Here is an 18,151-nt window from a genome sequence, read left to right as displayed (position 1 = left end):
AATATTTGGTATTATTTTTTCTCTACGCGCGTAAACAACCTTAATACTTAAGTATTTTTATGAACAAAAAATTACTCGCCTTCTACTTTTTCACATGCACTTTAGCTTTGGTCTCCTGTAAAAAAGAAATTGCAGGCAACGATGACAACTTAGAGGGCATAGAAAAGGTGGCTCCTGATGATTTTGCCTATCAGACAACAAAAAAAGTGGACCTCAATGTAAGATTACTCACGCGGACAAATCAGCCTGTCAGTGGTGTCCTGGTATCATTTTACGCTCCTTCTGCAGTATCGAACGGAAAAGAGATCACAAAAGTAATGAGTGATAAAGATGGGTATATCAGAACCAAAATCACCATCCCCTCGTCACTGGACACGGTGGTTATAGACCCAGCTTATGTGGGTTTGCTTCGCAACGCAAAGGCTTATATTAAAAACAATTCGCTATCTGCCATTATAGGTGGGGAATTTGGATATAGCGGAAATATAATTATCCAAAAAACTGCGATATCTAAGAAAAATTCATTCTTTCAGTCAAAGCTAAGCTCCATAGGTGCCAAAGGTGACCAATCTTCGGGATACATTTATGATCCTAATTTATATGACGAACTGGGAAGACCAAAAACTCTTGAACCTATTGATAAAATCGATTTCAATGAACTTATGAAACAGGTAAATGCTGCATTGCCTGAAAGAGAAAAAGTAAAAGATAAATATATTGCTACTCAGGTTCCTACCGATCTAAAAATAGAACGCCTTGCTGATGTATGGATTACATTTGTCCATGAGGGTGCAGACTACAGAAATTCTCTGGGTTATTATACTTACGAGACAGGACATGCCCCTAAACGTCCTGAAGACATTCAGGAAGTAAGAATGGTATTTCCTAATACATCAGTTGTGGGCGGCTTTGGTGAAGGTAATATGCTGCAGGGAGATAAAATTAAAATTGGCAGGTTTACTGCAGGAACGTCAATAGGATTTGTACTGTTACAAAATGCTTATCGCGGTGGCGGAACTATAGATTATGGGGCGAACAAATTCTATTCAACAGAGGCGCTTAATCCAGAATCTGATGCAAGGTTAAGAAGGCATAATGTGGTACTCAACAATGTTTCTCAGCAAACTTTTTTAATTGGCTTTGAAGACATCAACAGAACTCCCGGGCAAGGTAGTGATCAGGATTTCAACGATCTTGTAATCTATGCGCAATCTAATCCAGTAGAAGCCATATCTCCTGTAGATATTCCATTTCTTGACGAAAACACCGAGGATAAAGATGGTGATGGCGTTCCTGATTTTCTGGATAAATTTCCTGATGACAAAAACAGGGCTTACAAACGCTATTATCCGAGCGAGGAAATCTGGGGCACTACTGCATTTGAAGACAACTGGCCAAATGAGGGTGATTATGACCTTAATGACCTTGTAGTAAGCTACAGATATACATTTGCAATGAGCTCAGATAACAAACTAGTCGATATGACCGCTGAATATAAGCCACTGGCAGCGGGAGCTGATTTTCAAAACGGCTTCGGTGTTCAACTTCCATTTGACCCCTCCCAAATCAGTAAAGTAACAGGTGCTAATATTTCCGGTTCCATGTTTAAGTTTGATGCAAATGGACTGGAAAGCAAACAAAACAAAGCAGTAATTATCCCATTCGATAATTACCGCAATTTATTTGGAGCAAATGCCGCACAGGTGAATACGATACCAGGTCATTCACAACTGGACAGTAAAATAGTCACGATTGAAATTTCCTTAAACAATCCTTTATCCGATGACTATACAGCGATGGTACCTTTCAATCCTTTTATGATCAGCAACATGGAAAGAGGAAGAGAAATTCACCTGATGAACCAACCTCCTACTGAGCTTGCAAACTTTTCATTATTCAAAACTGCAGCAGATTTCTCACGTGTAAATGCCGGAAAATACTACCTCACTAAAGACAACAGACCATTTGCGATTGATTTCTATGGGTCGTTTGAATACCCAATTGAAAAAGCTCCTATCTATGATGTCTATCTGAACTTCGCAGAATGGGCAAAGTCAGGTGGCAAGAAATATGCAAACTGGTATGAAGATATAAGCGGATACAGAAATACCAAACTGATCTACAAATAGCGGTAATTGTAAATTGTAATGCCGAAGACATGACAGGGATTTTCAAGGTTTAACTCCTTATGGATCCCTGTCATTTTTTTTTAAAAGCCAATCATCTTTTAAATTTCTGATTGATATGAAGGTCGTAGTTATATTTAATTTGTCTATAGATCAGTCTTATTGCTGAAAGTATTAAATTATTACTTTGCCTCCAGTTGCTGCGCTGTACGGTACTTGGTTCTGCGGCATTGTTTTCCTGGATAAACAAGCTGTCGAAATTATCATAGAAAATAGCCTTTCCTTTGTTTTGAATAAATGAAAGACACATCTGATATTCTGTCTTGTCTGATTTTATACCCTCCGTATATTTACCAAAACGTTCAAAAAAGGTACTTCTTCTCAAGTGTGGATGATCACTATAATTATAAATCTTATTCTTGTCCAGAAATAGTGGCTTATAAATCATTTTAGAGAAACCGTTTTTATATGATTTTAAATATGGATAAGCGAAATAGGCATAAAAACGGGCGATGTCAATATCGGATTCTTCTTCCATGATTTGAAATGCGTCGTTAAAATGAGGAAGAAACTGATCTGTAGGCACGAAATCTTCTTGTACATAAAGTGTATACGGTGTTTTTACTGCCATTTGTCCTTTATTGAGATTGTTCCCTAAACCTTTGTTTACATCAGAAGAAATTAATGTAAATTGATATTGAGCCTGAAGTTCTAGCAATCTCTGGTAATGTAAAGGTTTACTTGCATCATCTGAAACAACTATTTCGTTAAATGAAACATTCTGCTCATTGAGGGTTTTTAACAATCGCTCCAGGGAGCTACTTCTGTTGTAATGAGTGATCAACAGTGATACTTTTTCAAAATGGTGCTTGTTATCCATTGTTATAATTCTTGACTTGTTCGCTTTCTGGTTTTGGATAGGCTAAAAAGTCTTTATGGTATTTCAAGGCTTTGTATTGAAGGTAGGCCTTTCTGAGTAATCTGACAAAGATGTTAGGACTAAGCTTCCAGTCTTTACGATATGCCGCTGTACTTGGTTCGTCGGCATTATTCAACTGATCGAACAAATCACTGATCCGTGGGTAGATAAATCCTCTTCCACCATTCTTAAGAAAAGCAAGGCACATATTATACTCAGCAATATCTACGTTAACACCTTCCTTATAACGGCCAAATTTCTCAAGGAAGTTACTTCTTTTCAAATGAGGATGATCACTATAGCTGTAGAATTTGAGGTAGCCAGGATACCAAAGTTTGAAATTCATAATTTCAAACCCCCTCTCAAAAGGAAGTGTATACGGATAAGGTACATAACCATAAAATCTTGCAATATCCATATCTGCATGTTTATCCATTAATTCGAGGGCGTCAGCGAAACGCATAGGAAATTCAGCCTTTGGCACAAAATCCTCCTGTACATAAAGCGTATAGGGCTTGGTTACTCTATCTTGCCCTTTATTGATGTTATTGCCAAGTCCTTTGTTTACGGGGGTGGTAACTAAAACAAAATTAAATTCACTTTTCATCTGTTCGAGTTTTTGTAAATGCTCAGGCTTACTACAATCATCCGACACTATGATTTCTGCAAAGCTGCATTCCAATTCTTGAAATTTGCTGAGCAGCCTCCTTAGAGAACCCGATCTGTTGAAATGCGTGATTAGTAGCGCAACGTCACTGAAATTTCTATCAGTCATATCTTTTATCATTATATTCAAGAGTTGAATTTATCTTTTTAATAACACTCTCTTCAATCTTTTCCATACCCCTGATACCAATCCCCCATCCATTTGAATTCTCCTGTCAGTTGTCCACACCAATGCTTTGATTTCTTTTACAAGTTCAAGTCTGCCGAACCCCTTATCTCTGAGTTTAACTGCCAGCCATCCATCTTCGTTGGTACCGGGAGGATGATCAAAACCATTAACTTCTAAGCCCTCTTTTCTTCTAAACCCAGAGTTAAAACCATAGACATTAACAGCCTCGTCTTTTATAAATTTATTAACCCATCTACTGAATTCAGCAATATACTCATAAAAAAAATATACAGATCGCCCCGTATTGGCAGTCGGAATAAGTGAGAATCTACCATAGGTCATTGCTACAGCCGGGTGTTCCAAGGGCTTAATCATATTTTCAATCCAGTGTTCAGGATATATACTGTCAGCATCAGCATTTAAAATGTAGGTTCCTGTTGCATTGGAAAGCCCCATATTTCTTGACACTGTAATTCCCTGAACGGGTTGAAAAACACATTTAACACCACATGCTATTGTAAGCTCTTCAGTTCTGTCTTGTGAATTATTATTTACAACTATAATTTCTACGATCCTTTCTGTTTTATTAGTACATAAGGACATTAAAGTCGGTACAATGTTATTTTCCTCGTTATATGCCGGTATTACAATGCTAACTTCCGGCGACGCTCCTGATAGTTGAGCATAACCTTCCGATGCCGACTTACACATCTCATCCAAAGAAATGTTACCGTCTAAGTACTTGGCTATATTTGCAGGAATATCTAATGGTCTCATATTACTTTGGAATAAACATAGCTGTTACAAAAATATGACTTGAGCTAAGCGTAAAGATATAAAATCAGATTTATATCAGTATATTTACACTTAAATAATATTTCTAATTTGCTAAAAAAAGATAAACCTAAAGCCTGTTTTTAAAGAATACGATGGAATATGTTTCCTGAAAAAATCGCATCAATTTGGCATTTGCATTTTATTAATTATTCAGAATCAGTATGTTGATAAATAGAAAAGTTAACCTTACAGCAGTTTTACCTTCTTTTTTTATCCTCCTTTTTATCAGCTTACCAGATGCCGTTTTTTACGCCAAGAATCACCAATTTTCTAACCTCCTTAAAGCGATAACAATCAGCATGTCGTTGTTAAGTATTCCTGTTTTTATATTCCATAAGAGGTTGAAATTGCTATTCATTTTATATTATCCTCTGGTACTGATTACGCCTATTACTGTATTTTATATTTTAACATATGGAGTTACAGTAAATAGTGACACCTATTGGTTGATATTTAATACAACTTTTAGTGAAAGTCACGAATTACTCAAAGGCTTTTACCTTTATGGAGTATTGATTTTTTTTACGATAACCCTGCTGTATTATTTTCTGCTTAAAAAAATACCAGCTAAAATTAGTTTTCGCTCTTCACTATGCGTAAGTCTGTTCGGGACTTTACTGTTTCTTATCATCCCGTTCTTTAGTAATAGTCATTCTTTGGGTTATTTTACAAAAATAAAGGGAAATTTATCCTGGGCCTGGCCGAGTTCAAATTACTATGCATTAAAAACTGTTAAAAGTAATTTCAGTACCATCCATGATTTTGACACCAGAACCAAGGATTTTAAGTTTAACGCGATACAGCAAATCAATATTGAAGACAGGCAAATATACCTGTTGGTGATTGGCGAAAGCTCACGCTTCTATAATTGGGGCATCAATGGCTATAGCAGGGATACTTCCCCTAAACTAGATAAAAGAGGAAATCAGATTATTAGTTTCACTAATGTCATATCCGGCGGATATATTACGCAGCTTGCAGTCCCGATGCTCATCAGTCAGGCAACACCCCAAAACTTCAGCATTCATCTGGAACGAAAATCTATAGTCAGCATTTTCAAAGAAGCAGGGTTTAAAACATACTGGATTTCAAACAATGTTGACAACGGATATATTTTCATTCACTCCAAAGAGTCAGACGTAGTGAAGTATGAACTTTCAGATTACAAGGCTAGCAAAAATGTGAAGACCGATATGGATTTAATGAAGACGCTTTCTTCAATATTATCTAAAAAAGAGAAAAAGACCTTTATAGTACTTCACACTTTAGGCAGCCATTATGATTATGATGCCCGATACACTACAGATTTTAAAAAATTCAAACCAACGGCCTCCGATGTTAATGCAACAGCCACGGATTATAAAAAAAAAGATGCTATAATTAACAGTTATGATAACAGCATTTTGTTTTCTGATGCAGTACTTGATAGTACAATTAGTTTGATTGCAAGGGAAAATGCAGTCTCTTATGTTAATTATATCTCCGATCATGGAGAAAATCTGTTTGACGACACCAACTTATTGTCACAGCATGGCAGTCCCACTCCCACTAAATATGTCGCGAAAGTTCCCATGTTTTTTTGGGCATCCGAGAAATACCAAAATTTGTTCGGACAAAAATACAGGACATTATATAATCAAAGACATGCTCCAACGGGTTCAAATAACATATTTTATACGATGCTTGATCTTTGCGGCATATCTTTTCCGGAAATAAGCTATCAAAAGAGCCTGGCCAACGAAAAATATATTCAAGAAAAGCGGTATATCCTGGGGGCAAATAACAAGTTTTTTTTATTTGATGAAACAAAACAAGATATTGTCCATTAAACCTCTAATTACAAAAGCCTTTAAACCCGATATGTTCCATAAAATCATCACAAAACTGGCGAGCCTATACGTGATCCTAAGATATCCAAATGTCCCAAAAGAGTATCGCTACTTTTACAGGGATACTTATGTATGTCAATTGACACAGCTCAAATATGTGTTTCAGGACTATTTTATAAAAAAGCCATATAAACGCATAAGCTTCAGTGGCGAATTTACTCCAGATATTGCGTTTGCGTTACCATTCGCCTATTGGCACTATAAAAATGGTACACTTTTAGGCACTGAAGGCGCCAATTATACTAAAGAATTATATTTCTTTTCCCCTTCTCATACAGAGAGTTTTGATACAAGAACCACTGCCGGTAATTATAACTACGAAACTCCCAGGATTCTTTACAGCCACGACTATAATATGAGCAAATGGACGCCTGTACCGCTTAAAAGCTTATATAAAAATGACATTTATGTTTATGATAAGCCGATAATGATTGTAGCGAACAGGTATAATATGGAATGGGATGGCCCTCCTATCAGTTTTCTGAGCATCCCATTTTTGGAAACTGTGTTCAATAAATACAAGGATAAATATCAGATTATTTACAACAGACCGCGACCAGAAAATATAACGAACGACAATAGTGATGTTTATGATCTGAACGAGTATGAGTGGATAGAGGAAAATTTTCCGGAAGTAATTTTAATGGAAAATTTATATAAAGAGAATAGAGGACGTGCAAATAACTTTAATCATTTTCAGATGATGGTATATGCAAATTCAGACCATTTTCTATCTACACACGGAGGTACAGGTGCACTGGCAAGCTATTTTGGAGGAGTGAATATTATTCTATCAAAGAGGGGTGGCGAACACCATTTCAACTGCTTCAACACTTTATATCGAATGCTTTCCGGCTCGAATGTGCTGCACGCTAGGACTGAAGACGAAGTTATTACATTTTTGAATAACAACTTTTAGAAATGGGCACGAACAATGACAATTATTGGTTAAAGTCGGGCATTATAAATATTGTCCAGAATTTTTCAGGAACGATTATCAATTTAATTACCTTTTTTATTCTGGTCAGGCTGTTAAACAAAACGGATTATGGTATTTGGGGCATTTATATGCAAACGGTCATCATTCTCGAAGTCATCAGAAACGGGCTGATACAAAGTGCCCTGATTAAATTCATTTCTGGTTCCGATAAGTCAGAACATAATCATATATTTTCTGCTTCACTTACTATAAGTGTTACTTTAACCCTGGTCTGCGTCATCTTAATTTTTGCTTTTGCAGGCACATTTGCCAGATTGCTCAAAGCACCAGAATTGGAGTCTATTTTCTACATTTACATCATTGTTTTCATCTTCTCCGGGATATTGACGCAGTTAAATTGTATCGAACAAGCGAACTTTAAATATACTGGAGTCGTCGCGAGTGGTTTGGTACGGTCATCCGTATTGTGTATATTTCTGATTGTAAACTATTTTTTCGAGATATCCACAGATGTTATAACCTTGGTTTATGTTCAGATCGGTGCAGTAATTATCGGTTTGTTAATTGCCTGGAAATACACAAAACAATTCATACACTTTTCCTACAATTTCAGCCAGGATTGGTTTAAGAAAATTTTTCACTATGGTAAATATGCCTTTGCTACTTCGCTGAGTTCGATCCTTTCCGGCACAATTGACCAGTGGATGTTGGCAAGCATGATTTCACCAGCGGCTTCTGGATCTTTTAATATTGCCGTAAGGATTGGAAATCTAATCGATATACCTACGAATGCCGTTGCTACGATTGTATTTCCCCAAAGTGCAAAAAGAATAGAAACAGAAGGTAAAAGTGCTGTAAAATATTTATATGAAAAATCCGTGGGAACGATACTTGCCATGGTGATACCTGCGATCATTTTTATATACATCTTTGATGGGCTAATCATCAGTCTGCTTGCGGGTGACAAATATGCAGATACGGTGCCAATACTGAATATCACTTTACTTTACTGCATATTTGGGCCTTTTGGGAGGCAATTCGGTGTAGTTATAGATTCCATTGGAAAAACCCGGACAACTTTTATCATCGTTATCGTCAACACGTTCGTTATTCTTACGCTTAATTACTTTTTTATCAGAAAATATGGTGTGATTGGTGCAGCTTATGCCACGCTAATATCAAATATATTCGGGTTTACCATTGCTCAGGTCATACTATGGAGAGAGCTTAGGGTAAATGCCTTAAATGCATTTATATATGCGTACCAATTCTATCCTGAGTTTATTAAAAAATATATCCTAAAAAAAGGTTAAATATGGTTGGAGTTAAATTTATTGGCAGACTGGGAAACCAGATATTTCAGTACGCATTTTTTCAATATCTGAAAACAAACAACAAAGACAAGCACTTCTTTTTTACCAATCCACATCATGGTTATCTAACAAAATATTTTGAGATAGATTCCTTTCAGCAACTCACACTAGGGTCTAAACTTTATTCGATTTATGCAAGGCTGGTACCTAAGATTTTTAAGTTTAAAGAAGTCTATATTGAGAGCATACAGGTACCCAAAAAAGTTGAGGTCAAGGATTGGATTTTATATAAGGGTTTTTTTCAGACTGATTTTTATCTTAAAAACATCATTGGCAATTTTAATTTGGACATTAAAAAGGAATTCAAACTAGAGTTTAAAAAACAATTTGGTCATATTTTCAATAACAATCGCACTATTACAGTGCACATCAGAAGAACCGATTACTTGAAATATGGTAAAAGAGATATATCGCTTCCAATAACATATTTTGAAAAAGTACTTAATGAGATAAAAGATGTAGACAGCTACACTGTCTTCTTTGTTAGTGACGATATTGACTATGTCAGAGAATATTTTAAGGAAAAGCCGAATTATGTATATTCTATGAACAACGAAATCATTGATTTTCAAATTATACAAAATTCCGACATTGCTATCATTTCCAATAGTAGTTTCGGCTGGTGGGCTGCTTACCTTTCGCCAAAAAAGAACATGGTATACGCACCAAAAAACTGGCTGGGTTTTAGAATAGGCAAAGAACATCCAAAGAAAATAATGACCGATCGTTTTATTTGGTGTGAAGTGTTATCATGAAAGTACTACATATAACAACATACATTACAGGAGGAGCTGGAATAGCCGTAAAAAGGCTTCACGAGGCTCTTTTAGATGAGGGTGTGGATTCAAAAATCTTATGTCTATTTGCACTTCCTGAGAATATCTCCCGCGAAATATATCAGCTAAATCAATCAAGAAGTTTTACTTATAGAATTCTTAAAAAGCTTAAACTAGATAAAAACAGCAGGCTGATAAAAAATCTTAGAGGAAATTTTGAAGCATTCAGTTCTCCGCATTCGCCTTATAATGTGCATCTGCATCCTTTAGTAATAGACGCCGATATTATCCATCTCCATTGGATTTCTGACTTTGTGGACATACCAACTTTCTTTAAGTCGGTTAAAAAACCAATCATATGGACCGCACACGACCTCAATCCAATTTTAGGAGGCTTTCACTACGAGCAGGATGTGATAAAGAACCCATGTTTTTCGTTGATTGAAGAAAAATTTAAGAAGCTGAAACATCATTACATAAAAAAAGCCAACGTTCACTTTATTGGTAGCAGTACAATCACCGTTCAGAAGATCGAAGAAAATCTCCCTGGAGTCAGTTGCTCAAAAATACCTTGTATATTGGACCTCCGGAACTTTCAGCCTATCGATAAAAAAAAGGCTAAAACAGCTCTTGGCATAAGTGAAAATACACTCATATTAGGATCAGGCGCCGACGACCTTACAAATTATAGAAAAGGCTATTGGCTCCTGCTCGAAGCCCTTGAGATGATGGATGAAAATGACAAAGATCGTTTTAAGATCTTATCTTTTGGTGCAAAAAAAGGTACATTTCAACATAATACCCCAAAATCACCGGACACAATAAAATTTGAACCCATATATGATAAAAGATTGCATTCATTGATTTACTCTGCAATGGATTATTTCGTGATCCCATCTGTGGAGGAAACTTTTGGACTTACGGGGACTGAAGCTTTATTGTGTAATACACCAGTGATTAGTTCCAAAACTGGAGGCATGGTTGACTATGTTGAAGATGGAGTTAATGGTTTTTTGTTTGAGCCTTTGGATAAAGCTGCTCTATTGATGAAGATAAAAAATATAGTGCATTCCATTCAGAATGTGGATGATTTAAATTGCAGGCAATCAATAATTGATTGGTACGAAAGAGAACAACCCGTTGCAAAACATATTCAGCTTTACAACGAGAAACTTAAGAATTAGCTCAATAACTTTTGTTTATAAAATTTCTCAAGTAAATCTCCTAACTGAGCAATCCTTGTCTCCCATGTGTTTTCGCCTGCAACAGCAATCCTTACTTGCTTTGCCTCTTTATTGTCGTCCTCAAGGTAATATTTGATCGCGGCGGTAAATTGCGAATCATCATTGCAGTAAGTAACTGCTTCTCTAGTAAATTCGGCTAGATCTGGATTAAAGTCAGTGGCTACGACGGGTTTACCTGCGCCTAAATATTCAAAAAGTTTTAAAGGAAATATGGTTTTACTTACATCGTCTTTTTTAAAGGGAATTATAGCAACATCGAAACCTTTGATTACTGCTGGCATATCTTCATATGGTAAGCGTCCCGTAAAATAAACGTTATTCTGATCTTTAAATCCAGATGGAACAAACTCATCAGATACCGGACCTACAAATACAAAGCTCTTATCTGGATTTGATTTCACAACTTTATCCAGAAGCGGAAAATCCATCCTTCGTTCAACATGTCCAAAATAACCTATTATAGGTTTTTTAATGCCAGATAATGATTCGTGGACCAATAAATCTTCTGCTAAGGCTTTTGAGCTATGTGTTAGATCTGCAGCATTCGCAACGAAAAATGTATTGGAGTTTAGCAACAGCTTTTCTTTATACAATTGCTTACTTGTACAAACAATGACATCTGAGGTTTTAGCTAAAATCTGCTCCGAAACACTTCCATGTCTTTTATCATAATCTATAATTAGTGGATCTACACACTGATAGACTTTGAGTGTTGCATTTATTTTTCGGCCGATTTCAGGGTAGTGAAAATTAAAGGAATTTATAAAGATAAAATGTTGAATACTTCTGCTTTTGAGCACTTTATTGATCTTTTTAGCGATCAATCTCTCATTCCAACTTAACATCATTCGGTAGAAATTACCTTCTGGCAGGAAATTAATTGAAAGTACCGGCGGAGTAACGATAATCTTCAGTCTTTCGATATCTGTATCAATTACTGACGTGCTGTTAATACCAAAATGTGGTTTACGTACCTGATATTCCTTCGTACCTTGTTCTCGAAAATAGTCTCTGATTGTATAAGGATAGTCCACGTAGAAAACATCGTTATCACGTGCAAGAAATTTAGCTGTGGTGAAACTCGTAGATTCATATATACCATCGAATTTTGTGGCTCCCAGTATTACGATAGTACTATTTTTTAGATTCATTTCTCATAAATTTAGTGATTCTACAGGGATTTTAGTCACCTTGACCCTTTTAAAAAAATGGAAATTTGGTGTGTAAATTTCTTCGGCCAATTCTTATCCATAAAAGGCTTCTCAAAAAGTAAAAAAGCTACACTACTTAATATCAGCACTAAGGGTATGAATAAAACGAGCTGTATCAGGAGATTAACTGTATAATCTGAGCCGAAGCTTATGTCTTTAGTAAACAGCATAAAAAACTCCGAAAGTGGCAAATGGACTAGATAGATGGTGTAACACATTCCGCCTGTAACCATCACCCAACGATTGGTAATGAAACGATTCACATAGTCTCCTTTGAAAACAGCAAAAAAGAACACAAAAAGACAAACTACAACCAAAAATCTGCTGGAGATTTCATAGTTCCAACTCCAGGAATATATCAGTCCCACAAAAGATAAGATCGCAATTAAGTCGTAAAATCTACTTTTCGAGATTTGTCCCCAGTCACATAGATATATATCGGCAAGAAAAAAACCAATTAAAAAATAATGAAGATGACCTAGAATAGAAAAGCTGTATGGATTCTGATATAATTTAAAATGTTGCTGAACCAGCATAACCAGTACAATCATAAAAACATTAAAGAATCGCCTGTAAGCCTTATTTTTAATAAAAAAGAAGAAGCTTGCAAGGAAGGGGGCAATAATATAAAACTGGACTTCGATTTCCAATGTCCAGGTAGGAGGATTAAATGGGGACCATTCATTGTAAATGATCGCATGTGTGTAAGTAATATTACATAGATAATGTGGCAGGTATTCCGAAAAACTTTGATGCTTGTGAATAACGAACACAAGGAAAAAAAAAGTCATCCATATTATATAAGGCGGCTCTAATCTGGTAAGTCTTCTCCAAAAATAGGCTCGAATACTCACCTTTTTACCTTCCTGCAAATAATAAGAAGCAAACGGTAAAGCCAGTACAAACCCACTTACAACAAAAAAAATGTAAACGCCAAGAAATCCCCTGTGTGCCAGAAAATTTGTAAGGGTATTTTGTGGTTCAACAGCAAACTGAATGGCAGTATTTCTTTCAAAACGTTCACTTAAATGCTGAATGATAACCGGCAATATCGCAACAAATCTTAAACCATCTATTTCTTTGATGAGTTTTCCGCCGGAAGTAACCCTAATTAACCGATCAGGTATTGATTGCAAAAATTTATACATAACTCATCTTTTATTATAAATTCTATAACCGCTGATAAAGCCTATTATAAAAAACAGAAGTGCAGGAAATGCGACGATATCCAGTGGCATAATTACTTTATAATTGTTTTAGTTGAATTTATGGTATCTAATTTTGGCGATAAAAATACAAAGGAGATGGACATAAACATGATTACAGAAGAAGGAAATCCATTCATCACTTCATTACCATAACTACACATAAAGACTCCTGCTACACCTGATGTCATGGCTATACATTTAATTCTGAGTCCGGGATCATTCAATCGCATTGATATACCGCAGCATTTGCCTATGAGGTACATATAAAATGAAAACCAAACTACCAACCCCACTACTCCGTACATGGCCCAAATCTTTACCCAGTAACTGTCGGGGGGAATTTTGGCAAGAACTTTACCTGTATTATATTTAGCTCCATTCATACCTATGATCCCGACTCCTCCTCCAAAAGGCAGATCATCCATTAGCTTTTTTAACTTTGCCTGATTAATTAATCGTGCGTTTAATGAAGGGTCTGTAGGATCAAGAGCAGTCCTGAGTCTGACAATTTGATAGACACCACTACCGATTGAAGTGAATTTAAGCATTCCCAGGAATAACAAACCAAAAATAGACCCTATAATTACAATCTTAAAATTCTTTGTCAGGAATACTGCACAAACGCCTGCTACCAACAGTGCAAACAATGCACCACGAGTTCCTGAAATTAACATTCCATAAAATAGCAGCGCTCCAGATATAGCAAAAAAAATACGTTTCCAGATCTTAAAAGGCCCCAAAGCTAATGCAAAAGCGACAACAGACATAGCAGCCTGTGAAGCCCCAAATTGTCCAGCATCTGTATAAAGAGAGAAGATTCTTAATCTCCCATCGACTATATGAGTAAAATCTGCACCATCAGCCAACCATTGTTGTTCAGCAGCTGATACTCCGAATGCCAATTGCTTGATTCCATACAAGGCCGCCAAAACAGACAAACCAATAGTAAACGTAATAAATAAATCTAAATCTTTTTTTGAATTGAAGAGCAGGAAAGCAACCGGAGCAATGAGGAGCCAATTTAAGGTCGTAAATCGAATTTCCATTAGCCAGCCCATTACACTTGCTCCCGCTGGGTTCAGTACTTCCAATATATTTATGATGAACCATACAAGGGCAATAATACAATGATCATTTCTCAAATTTGACCAATTGTAATCGAACCGATGAAACAATATAGACAACCATGTGAATCCTAACAAGATTTCCATCAGCGGACCGAAGGGTAATCCTGTATTTCGCAGTAGTCCGGCTATAATAAAACAGTAAATAAAATATGCTATAAATCCTACTCTTGGATTGGCGAATAAAGAGTAAGCAAAAACAATTGCTCCGGTAACCAAAAACGGTATAAACAACGCTATAAACTTAAGTTCAACCGTTAATAAAGCCGTTAATATAGAAAACGTTAACGCAATTGCGAAAACGATTAATTTTCTTTTAATTTCGGCTGAAGTGTAACGTGACCAAATCATGCTGGTTATTTATTGACTGTGTTTAGTAGCAATGTTCTTTTTATTTAAAAAAAATGACTTACCTAATGATACTACTTGATAGAAAACAAATACAGGTATGTATTTTAGAGCAGTGTATATTTTTTTATCAGTCTGAGTATTAGACAAAGCAGCGAAAAAGCTAAATGTAAAAATACTTATCGAAATCACTATAACAAAAGCCAATGAAAGATTGATAAAAATATTAGTTAAAACAAGCAACAAGCTTATACCTAAAAAAATAAATAACGGTGGCCGTAAAAGTATAATTCCAAATAAAATTTGATTTATGCTAAAATTCTTTATACCTTTTAAGATCAATGAAAAACCAAACTTGGAGAATTTAAACCAGGTTTTAATCCATCGTGATCGCTGATTTACCAATTGCTTTGAATTTACTGTTTTTTGATCCAGCACTATCGCTTTATCACTGAAGGCAATTCTTTCATCCAAGCTCAGAACCTTTGCCTGCAGCAATTTATCAAACCCCGCGCCTTTCAAATTAACATCCTGCAGGCACTGTTGATAAAGCACCACTTCAAAGGCCATACCTGATCCTGATAAAGTGGCGGAAGAACCAAGATCAAAGAGTAACTTGCCATCGAAAAAATGATAATATATGTCACGTGCCGCATCAAGACAAGCTATTGTAGAATTAAGGTTCTTTGGATTTCTAACCCCCTGAACGGCTTTAAATCCTTTTTCAAAATAAACATTTAGTTCATTTATCAATTCCGTATCAGCAAGATTATCGCTATCCATGATTAGCATAACATCATGTTTTCTTTCGAAACGGCTTATGGCGTAAAAGTGTGATGAAATATTGCTGGCGAGAACATACTCAGGAAAAATAACTATGACCCTAGGATCATTAAATTCGAGATCTTTAGAATGAATGCAATCATCAGCAACTACATATACTTTGAAATTTCGATAGTTAATATTCAGAAGCGAATTGACTACGTCAGGGATAAATGCAGTTTCCTGATGAGCGGTAACAATTATGGCATAGTCTCTGTCACCTCTTTCTGAGTGCAATAATACTTTTTTTTTGCTTTTTAACTTCCAGTAAACGTACATCAGAAAAGGCAGGATCAGGTAAAAAAGAATGAAAAATTCCAAGAGGTAAAAAATACCATAAAAAAATCCAGACATTGACATATTCCTGCTGTTGAAAAATTATTGATTATTCGTGTTATTGAACATATTTAACACCCACCCTTTAAATGAACTTTGCTCTCTTAAGAGGGAAATATATTTTTTGTCACTTTCACTTATAGATGTTCCTGATTTATATACAGTTATGAAATCCTGAACGAAAGAAAGCCATTCCTTTGCCTGAGTTACCTCTTTAAGTGCACCTGACTCGATGATGATAATGTCATAGTTTTCTTTAGCCCATTCAAGTTTACTTTTAATTTTATCATAACTAGCCATTTCCATGAGCGAAGTATCTCCACCTCGATTTTTGAGTATGGTCATTATCCCTGGTGCAACCGGTGAAACCAGATTTTCTTTATCTTGAAGAAAATCCTCTAAATATACCCCTATAGGAGAAAGCTTACTTATATGAGGATTAAAAAAATTGCCATCGATCAAAAGCACTCGAAGATTGGTCATTTTCCACGCAAATGCCAGACTCATAGACAGAAAAGTCTTTCCATCCCCGGAATGCAAACTATTAACAAGCAATATCTTATCAACCAAATTATTTTCAATTTCGTATCTAAGTGACCTCAATTGATTTCGGAACTCGATTAACTGCTCATCCTTTAAGTCTAGAGTCCACAGTCCTAGCAGGTCTACCGATTTATTGATAAGTTTATTTATAGAACCAAGAACTGGAAGCTCGGTTTTCTTAGTTAAATCTATTGAATCTACAATCCTGCTGTCACCAATAAATATTAGGAACAAAGTCATCAGGCAGAAACTAAAACTAACTATTGCACTTATAATTACAAGCAGAAATTTTTTAGATGGCTGAACTAATCCGGCTGTGCCTTCTTGTACAAGATTCATTTTAGAATTGAATCCGGCTTCCAGGCTATTCTGATTGTATTTGGCTAAAATGTCCAAATATTCTTTACTCGCAATATCTATATTCATCTCCAGGGTCTGCACCTCTGCCTCCTGGGGAACCAACCCGCTAAACTGCCTGGTTAATGTATTAATTTTATCCTCCAAAGAACTGATGCTATATCTTGAGATATCCATTTGGATTTCCAGATTTATCTTCTCATTAATTAATGCCTGTTTAGTATTAAGTGGATTTGTAATATATTGATCGGATGATTTATTAATCTGTTCCGTTAACTTTCTGCTTAAAGAATCATACCTCTTCTTATAGCTTTCATCTAAGTCATTTTCCAAATAAAGATTGTACAAATCACTAAGTTCTTGTTTAGATTCAATGATTGATTGGTTTACAGTTGAAATTTTTGACTCTATATAATTACGTTCCTTAGGATCGAACTTTGCGTCTATTTCATTCAGCGCGCCTGCATAAGAGGCAGTCTTTTCTATTGCTTCTTGTTTTTTAGTATCGTATTCAACAATTAGTGAGTAAAGCTGTTTAGATTGTTCAGAGAGGTTTAAAACTTTATTTTTTATTTTATAATTTTTCAGTTCGGCCATTCTATTTGCCAGCGTATCTGTCTTCTCTCTCAATAAATTTCTTAAGAAATCATTAGCCCTAAGTTTATTTTTTTTTACAGTTGAGGTATAATTCTTGATAAATTCAGCTGCCAGCGTATTCACAACGAAGGCAGATAGTTCCGGAGTTTCAGCTTCGAACTGAATCGTAATAAAATCGCTTTCTCCAGATCTGAAGACTCCGATTTTGCCTTTCAAACCATCTGGGTGGTAGTCCATAGAACTTAATACAGCATATAAACCCTTTTCGTCTGGAATGGCACTATTTAGTTCAAGATTTGAAGCATATTTACTTTTGTAAACCGATATCGCATGAGATCTAGCATCTTGATTCAAAGTTGACAACAATTTACTTGGTCGTTTAAGGGGGCTGGTCGAAGTCAGGTCGTGGATCATCAACAAATAAGATACCTGATAAAGCACCTTATTCATTTTTATCATCTCCATCAGGTTACTAAATTGCTGACGAACCTGTTCTCCCTGGATCGTTTGAATAATTGCTGACTGTTGTGGAGTCTCGTCTACAATACCAGTAGAGATCTGTGCCTGAGAAACATAGCTGCTTTTCAAATTCCGCACTAGAAAATAGGTAATAATTACAGTTATAACCGGTACAATCATCAATACCAATTTATACTTTTTTATAAA

The 18,151-nt window shown here is 35.8% G+C and carries 14 protein-coding genes; 6 read left to right on the top strand and 8 right to left on the bottom strand.

Going from position 1 to position 18,151, the window contains the following annotated elements; all coding sequences use genetic code 11:
• Nucleotides 1-59: 59 nt before the first annotated feature.
• On the top strand, nt 60-2,129 hold the full coding sequence (locus R2Q78_RS01220) for an LruC domain-containing protein (RefSeq protein WP_316788120.1): 2,070 nt from the start codon (nt 60-62) through the stop codon (nt 2,127-2,129).
• Nucleotides 2,130-2,220: 91 nt separating this feature from the next.
• Here the strand turns inward: R2Q78_RS01220 and R2Q78_RS01215 are convergent, their stop codons facing one another.
• Genes R2Q78_RS01215 through R2Q78_RS01205 form a run of 3 tightly spaced genes read right to left on the bottom strand, consistent with a single transcriptional unit; the run spans nt 2,221 to nt 4,657 of the window.
• Nucleotides 2,221-3,006 (bottom strand): glycosyltransferase family 2 protein, encoded by a 786-nt coding sequence (locus tag R2Q78_RS01215; RefSeq protein ID WP_316788119.1) that lies wholly within the window; start codon nt 3,004-3,006, stop codon nt 2,221-2,223.
• A complete protein-coding gene (locus R2Q78_RS01210; protein ID WP_316788118.1) occupies nt 2,999-3,820 on the bottom strand; it encodes a glycosyltransferase in 822 nt (273 codons plus the stop codon). Before R2Q78_RS01210 ends, R2Q78_RS01215 begins: the two co-directional genes overlap by 8 nt.
• A gap of 30 nt (nt 3,821-3,850) precedes the next feature.
• Entirely contained in the window at nt 3,851-4,657 is an 807-nt protein-coding gene (locus R2Q78_RS01205) for a glycosyltransferase family 2 protein (RefSeq protein ID WP_316788117.1), read from the bottom strand.
• Between the two features lie 407 nt (nt 4,658-5,064).
• Here R2Q78_RS01205 and R2Q78_RS01200 point away from each other — a divergent pair, with 407 nt between their 5' ends.
• From R2Q78_RS01200 to R2Q78_RS01180, 5 genes are read left to right on the top strand one after another with little or no spacing between them, the layout of a single operon-like run.
• Nucleotides 5,065-6,546, top strand: coding sequence for a phosphoethanolamine transferase (locus tag R2Q78_RS01200; protein ID WP_316788114.1), 1,482 nt, complete (start codon nt 5,065-5,067; stop codon nt 6,544-6,546).
• A complete protein-coding gene (locus R2Q78_RS01195; protein WP_316788113.1) occupies nt 6,518-7,525 on the top strand; it encodes a hypothetical protein in 1,008 nt (335 codons plus the stop codon). Before R2Q78_RS01200 ends, R2Q78_RS01195 begins: the two co-directional genes overlap by 29 nt.
• Nucleotides 7,526-7,527: 2 nt before the next feature.
• Nucleotides 7,528-8,859 (top strand): flippase, encoded by a 1,332-nt coding sequence (locus R2Q78_RS01190; RefSeq protein WP_316788111.1) that lies wholly within the window; start codon nt 7,528-7,530, stop codon nt 8,857-8,859.
• A 2-nt stretch (nt 8,860-8,861) separates the two neighbouring features.
• Nucleotides 8,862-9,674: an alpha-1,2-fucosyltransferase gene (locus tag R2Q78_RS01185; protein WP_316788106.1), complete on the top strand. Its 813-nt coding sequence runs from the start codon at nt 8,862-8,864 to the stop codon at nt 9,672-9,674.
• Entirely contained in the window at nt 9,671-10,879 is a 1,209-nt protein-coding gene (locus R2Q78_RS01180) for a glycosyltransferase (RefSeq protein WP_316788105.1), read from the top strand. The genes R2Q78_RS01185 and R2Q78_RS01180 overlap by 4 nt, the downstream gene beginning before the upstream one ends.
• Here the strand turns inward: R2Q78_RS01180 and R2Q78_RS01175 are convergent.
• The 5 genes from R2Q78_RS01175 to R2Q78_RS01155 all read right to left on the bottom strand — a co-directional run bounded on the left by R2Q78_RS01175 (nt 10,876) and on the right by R2Q78_RS01155 (nt 18,124).
• Nucleotides 10,876-12,090, bottom strand: a complete 1,215-nt coding sequence (locus R2Q78_RS01175; protein ID WP_316788103.1) for a glycosyltransferase — start codon at nt 12,088-12,090, stop codon at nt 10,876-10,878. The genes R2Q78_RS01180 and R2Q78_RS01175 overlap by 4 nt on opposite strands.
• A gap of 35 nt (nt 12,091-12,125) precedes the next feature.
• Complete coding sequence (locus tag R2Q78_RS01170; protein ID WP_316788102.1) at nt 12,126-13,298, bottom strand: acyltransferase; 1,173 nt, start codon at nt 13,296-13,298, stop codon at nt 12,126-12,128.
• A 92-nt stretch (nt 13,299-13,390) separates the two neighbouring features.
• Nucleotides 13,391-14,833 (bottom strand): O-antigen ligase family protein, encoded by a 1,443-nt coding sequence (locus R2Q78_RS01165; protein ID WP_316788100.1) that lies wholly within the window; start codon nt 14,831-14,833, stop codon nt 13,391-13,393.
• A gap of 9 nt (nt 14,834-14,842) precedes the next feature.
• A complete protein-coding gene (locus tag R2Q78_RS01160) occupies nt 14,843-15,889 on the bottom strand; it encodes a glycosyltransferase (RefSeq protein WP_316788098.1) in 1,047 nt (348 codons plus the stop codon).
• A gap of 141 nt (nt 15,890-16,030) precedes the next feature.
• Nucleotides 16,031-18,124, bottom strand: a complete 2,094-nt coding sequence (locus R2Q78_RS01155) for a lipopolysaccharide biosynthesis protein (protein ID WP_316788095.1) — start codon at nt 18,122-18,124, stop codon at nt 16,031-16,033.
• Nucleotides 18,125-18,151 lie beyond the last annotated feature (27 nt).

It is taken from the genome of Pedobacter frigoris (genome assembly GCF_032678645.1).
Taxonomy (GTDB): Bacteria; Bacteroidota; Bacteroidia; order Sphingobacteriales; family Sphingobacteriaceae; genus Pedobacter; species Pedobacter frigoris_A.
Note: the sequence above shows the minus strand (reverse complement) of the source record. Positions and strands in the feature narration are given on the sequence as shown.

Bases quoted from the DNA above. Each gene is read 5' to 3' on its own strand.
- R2Q78_RS01220 (WP_316788120.1), top strand. From the start codon at position 60: ATGAACAAAAAATTACTCGCCTTCTACTTTTTCACATGCACTTTAGCT.
- R2Q78_RS01215 (WP_316788119.1), bottom strand. From the start codon at position 3,006: ATGGATAACAAGCACCATTTTGAAAAAGTATCACTGTTGATCACTCAT.
- R2Q78_RS01210 (WP_316788118.1), bottom strand. From the start codon at position 3,820: ATGACTGATAGAAATTTCAGTGACGTTGCGCTACTAATCACGCATTTC.
- R2Q78_RS01205 (WP_316788117.1), bottom strand. From the start codon at position 4,657: ATGAGACCATTAGATATTCCTGCAAATATAGCCAAGTACTTAGACGGT.
- R2Q78_RS01195 (WP_316788113.1), top strand. From the start codon at position 6,518: ATGAAACAAAACAAGATATTGTCCATTAAACCTCTAATTACAAAAGCC.
- R2Q78_RS01190 (WP_316788111.1), top strand. From the start codon at position 7,528: ATGGGCACGAACAATGACAATTATTGGTTAAAGTCGGGCATTATAAAT.
- R2Q78_RS01185 (WP_316788106.1), top strand. From the start codon at position 8,862: ATGGTTGGAGTTAAATTTATTGGCAGACTGGGAAACCAGATATTTCAG.
- R2Q78_RS01180 (WP_316788105.1), top strand. From the start codon at position 9,671: ATGAAAGTACTACATATAACAACATACATTACAGGAGGAGCTGGAATA.
- R2Q78_RS01175 (WP_316788103.1), bottom strand. From the start codon at position 12,090: ATGAATCTAAAAAATAGTACTATCGTAATACTGGGAGCCACAAAATTC.
- R2Q78_RS01170 (WP_316788102.1), bottom strand. From the start codon at position 13,298: ATGTATAAATTTTTGCAATCAATACCTGATCGGTTAATTAGGGTTACT.
- R2Q78_RS01165 (WP_316788100.1), bottom strand. From the start codon at position 14,833: ATGATTTGGTCACGTTACACTTCAGCCGAAATTAAAAGAAAATTAATC.
- R2Q78_RS01155 (WP_316788095.1), bottom strand. From the start codon at position 18,124: ATGATTGTACCGGTTATAACTGTAATTATTACCTATTTTCTAGTGCGG.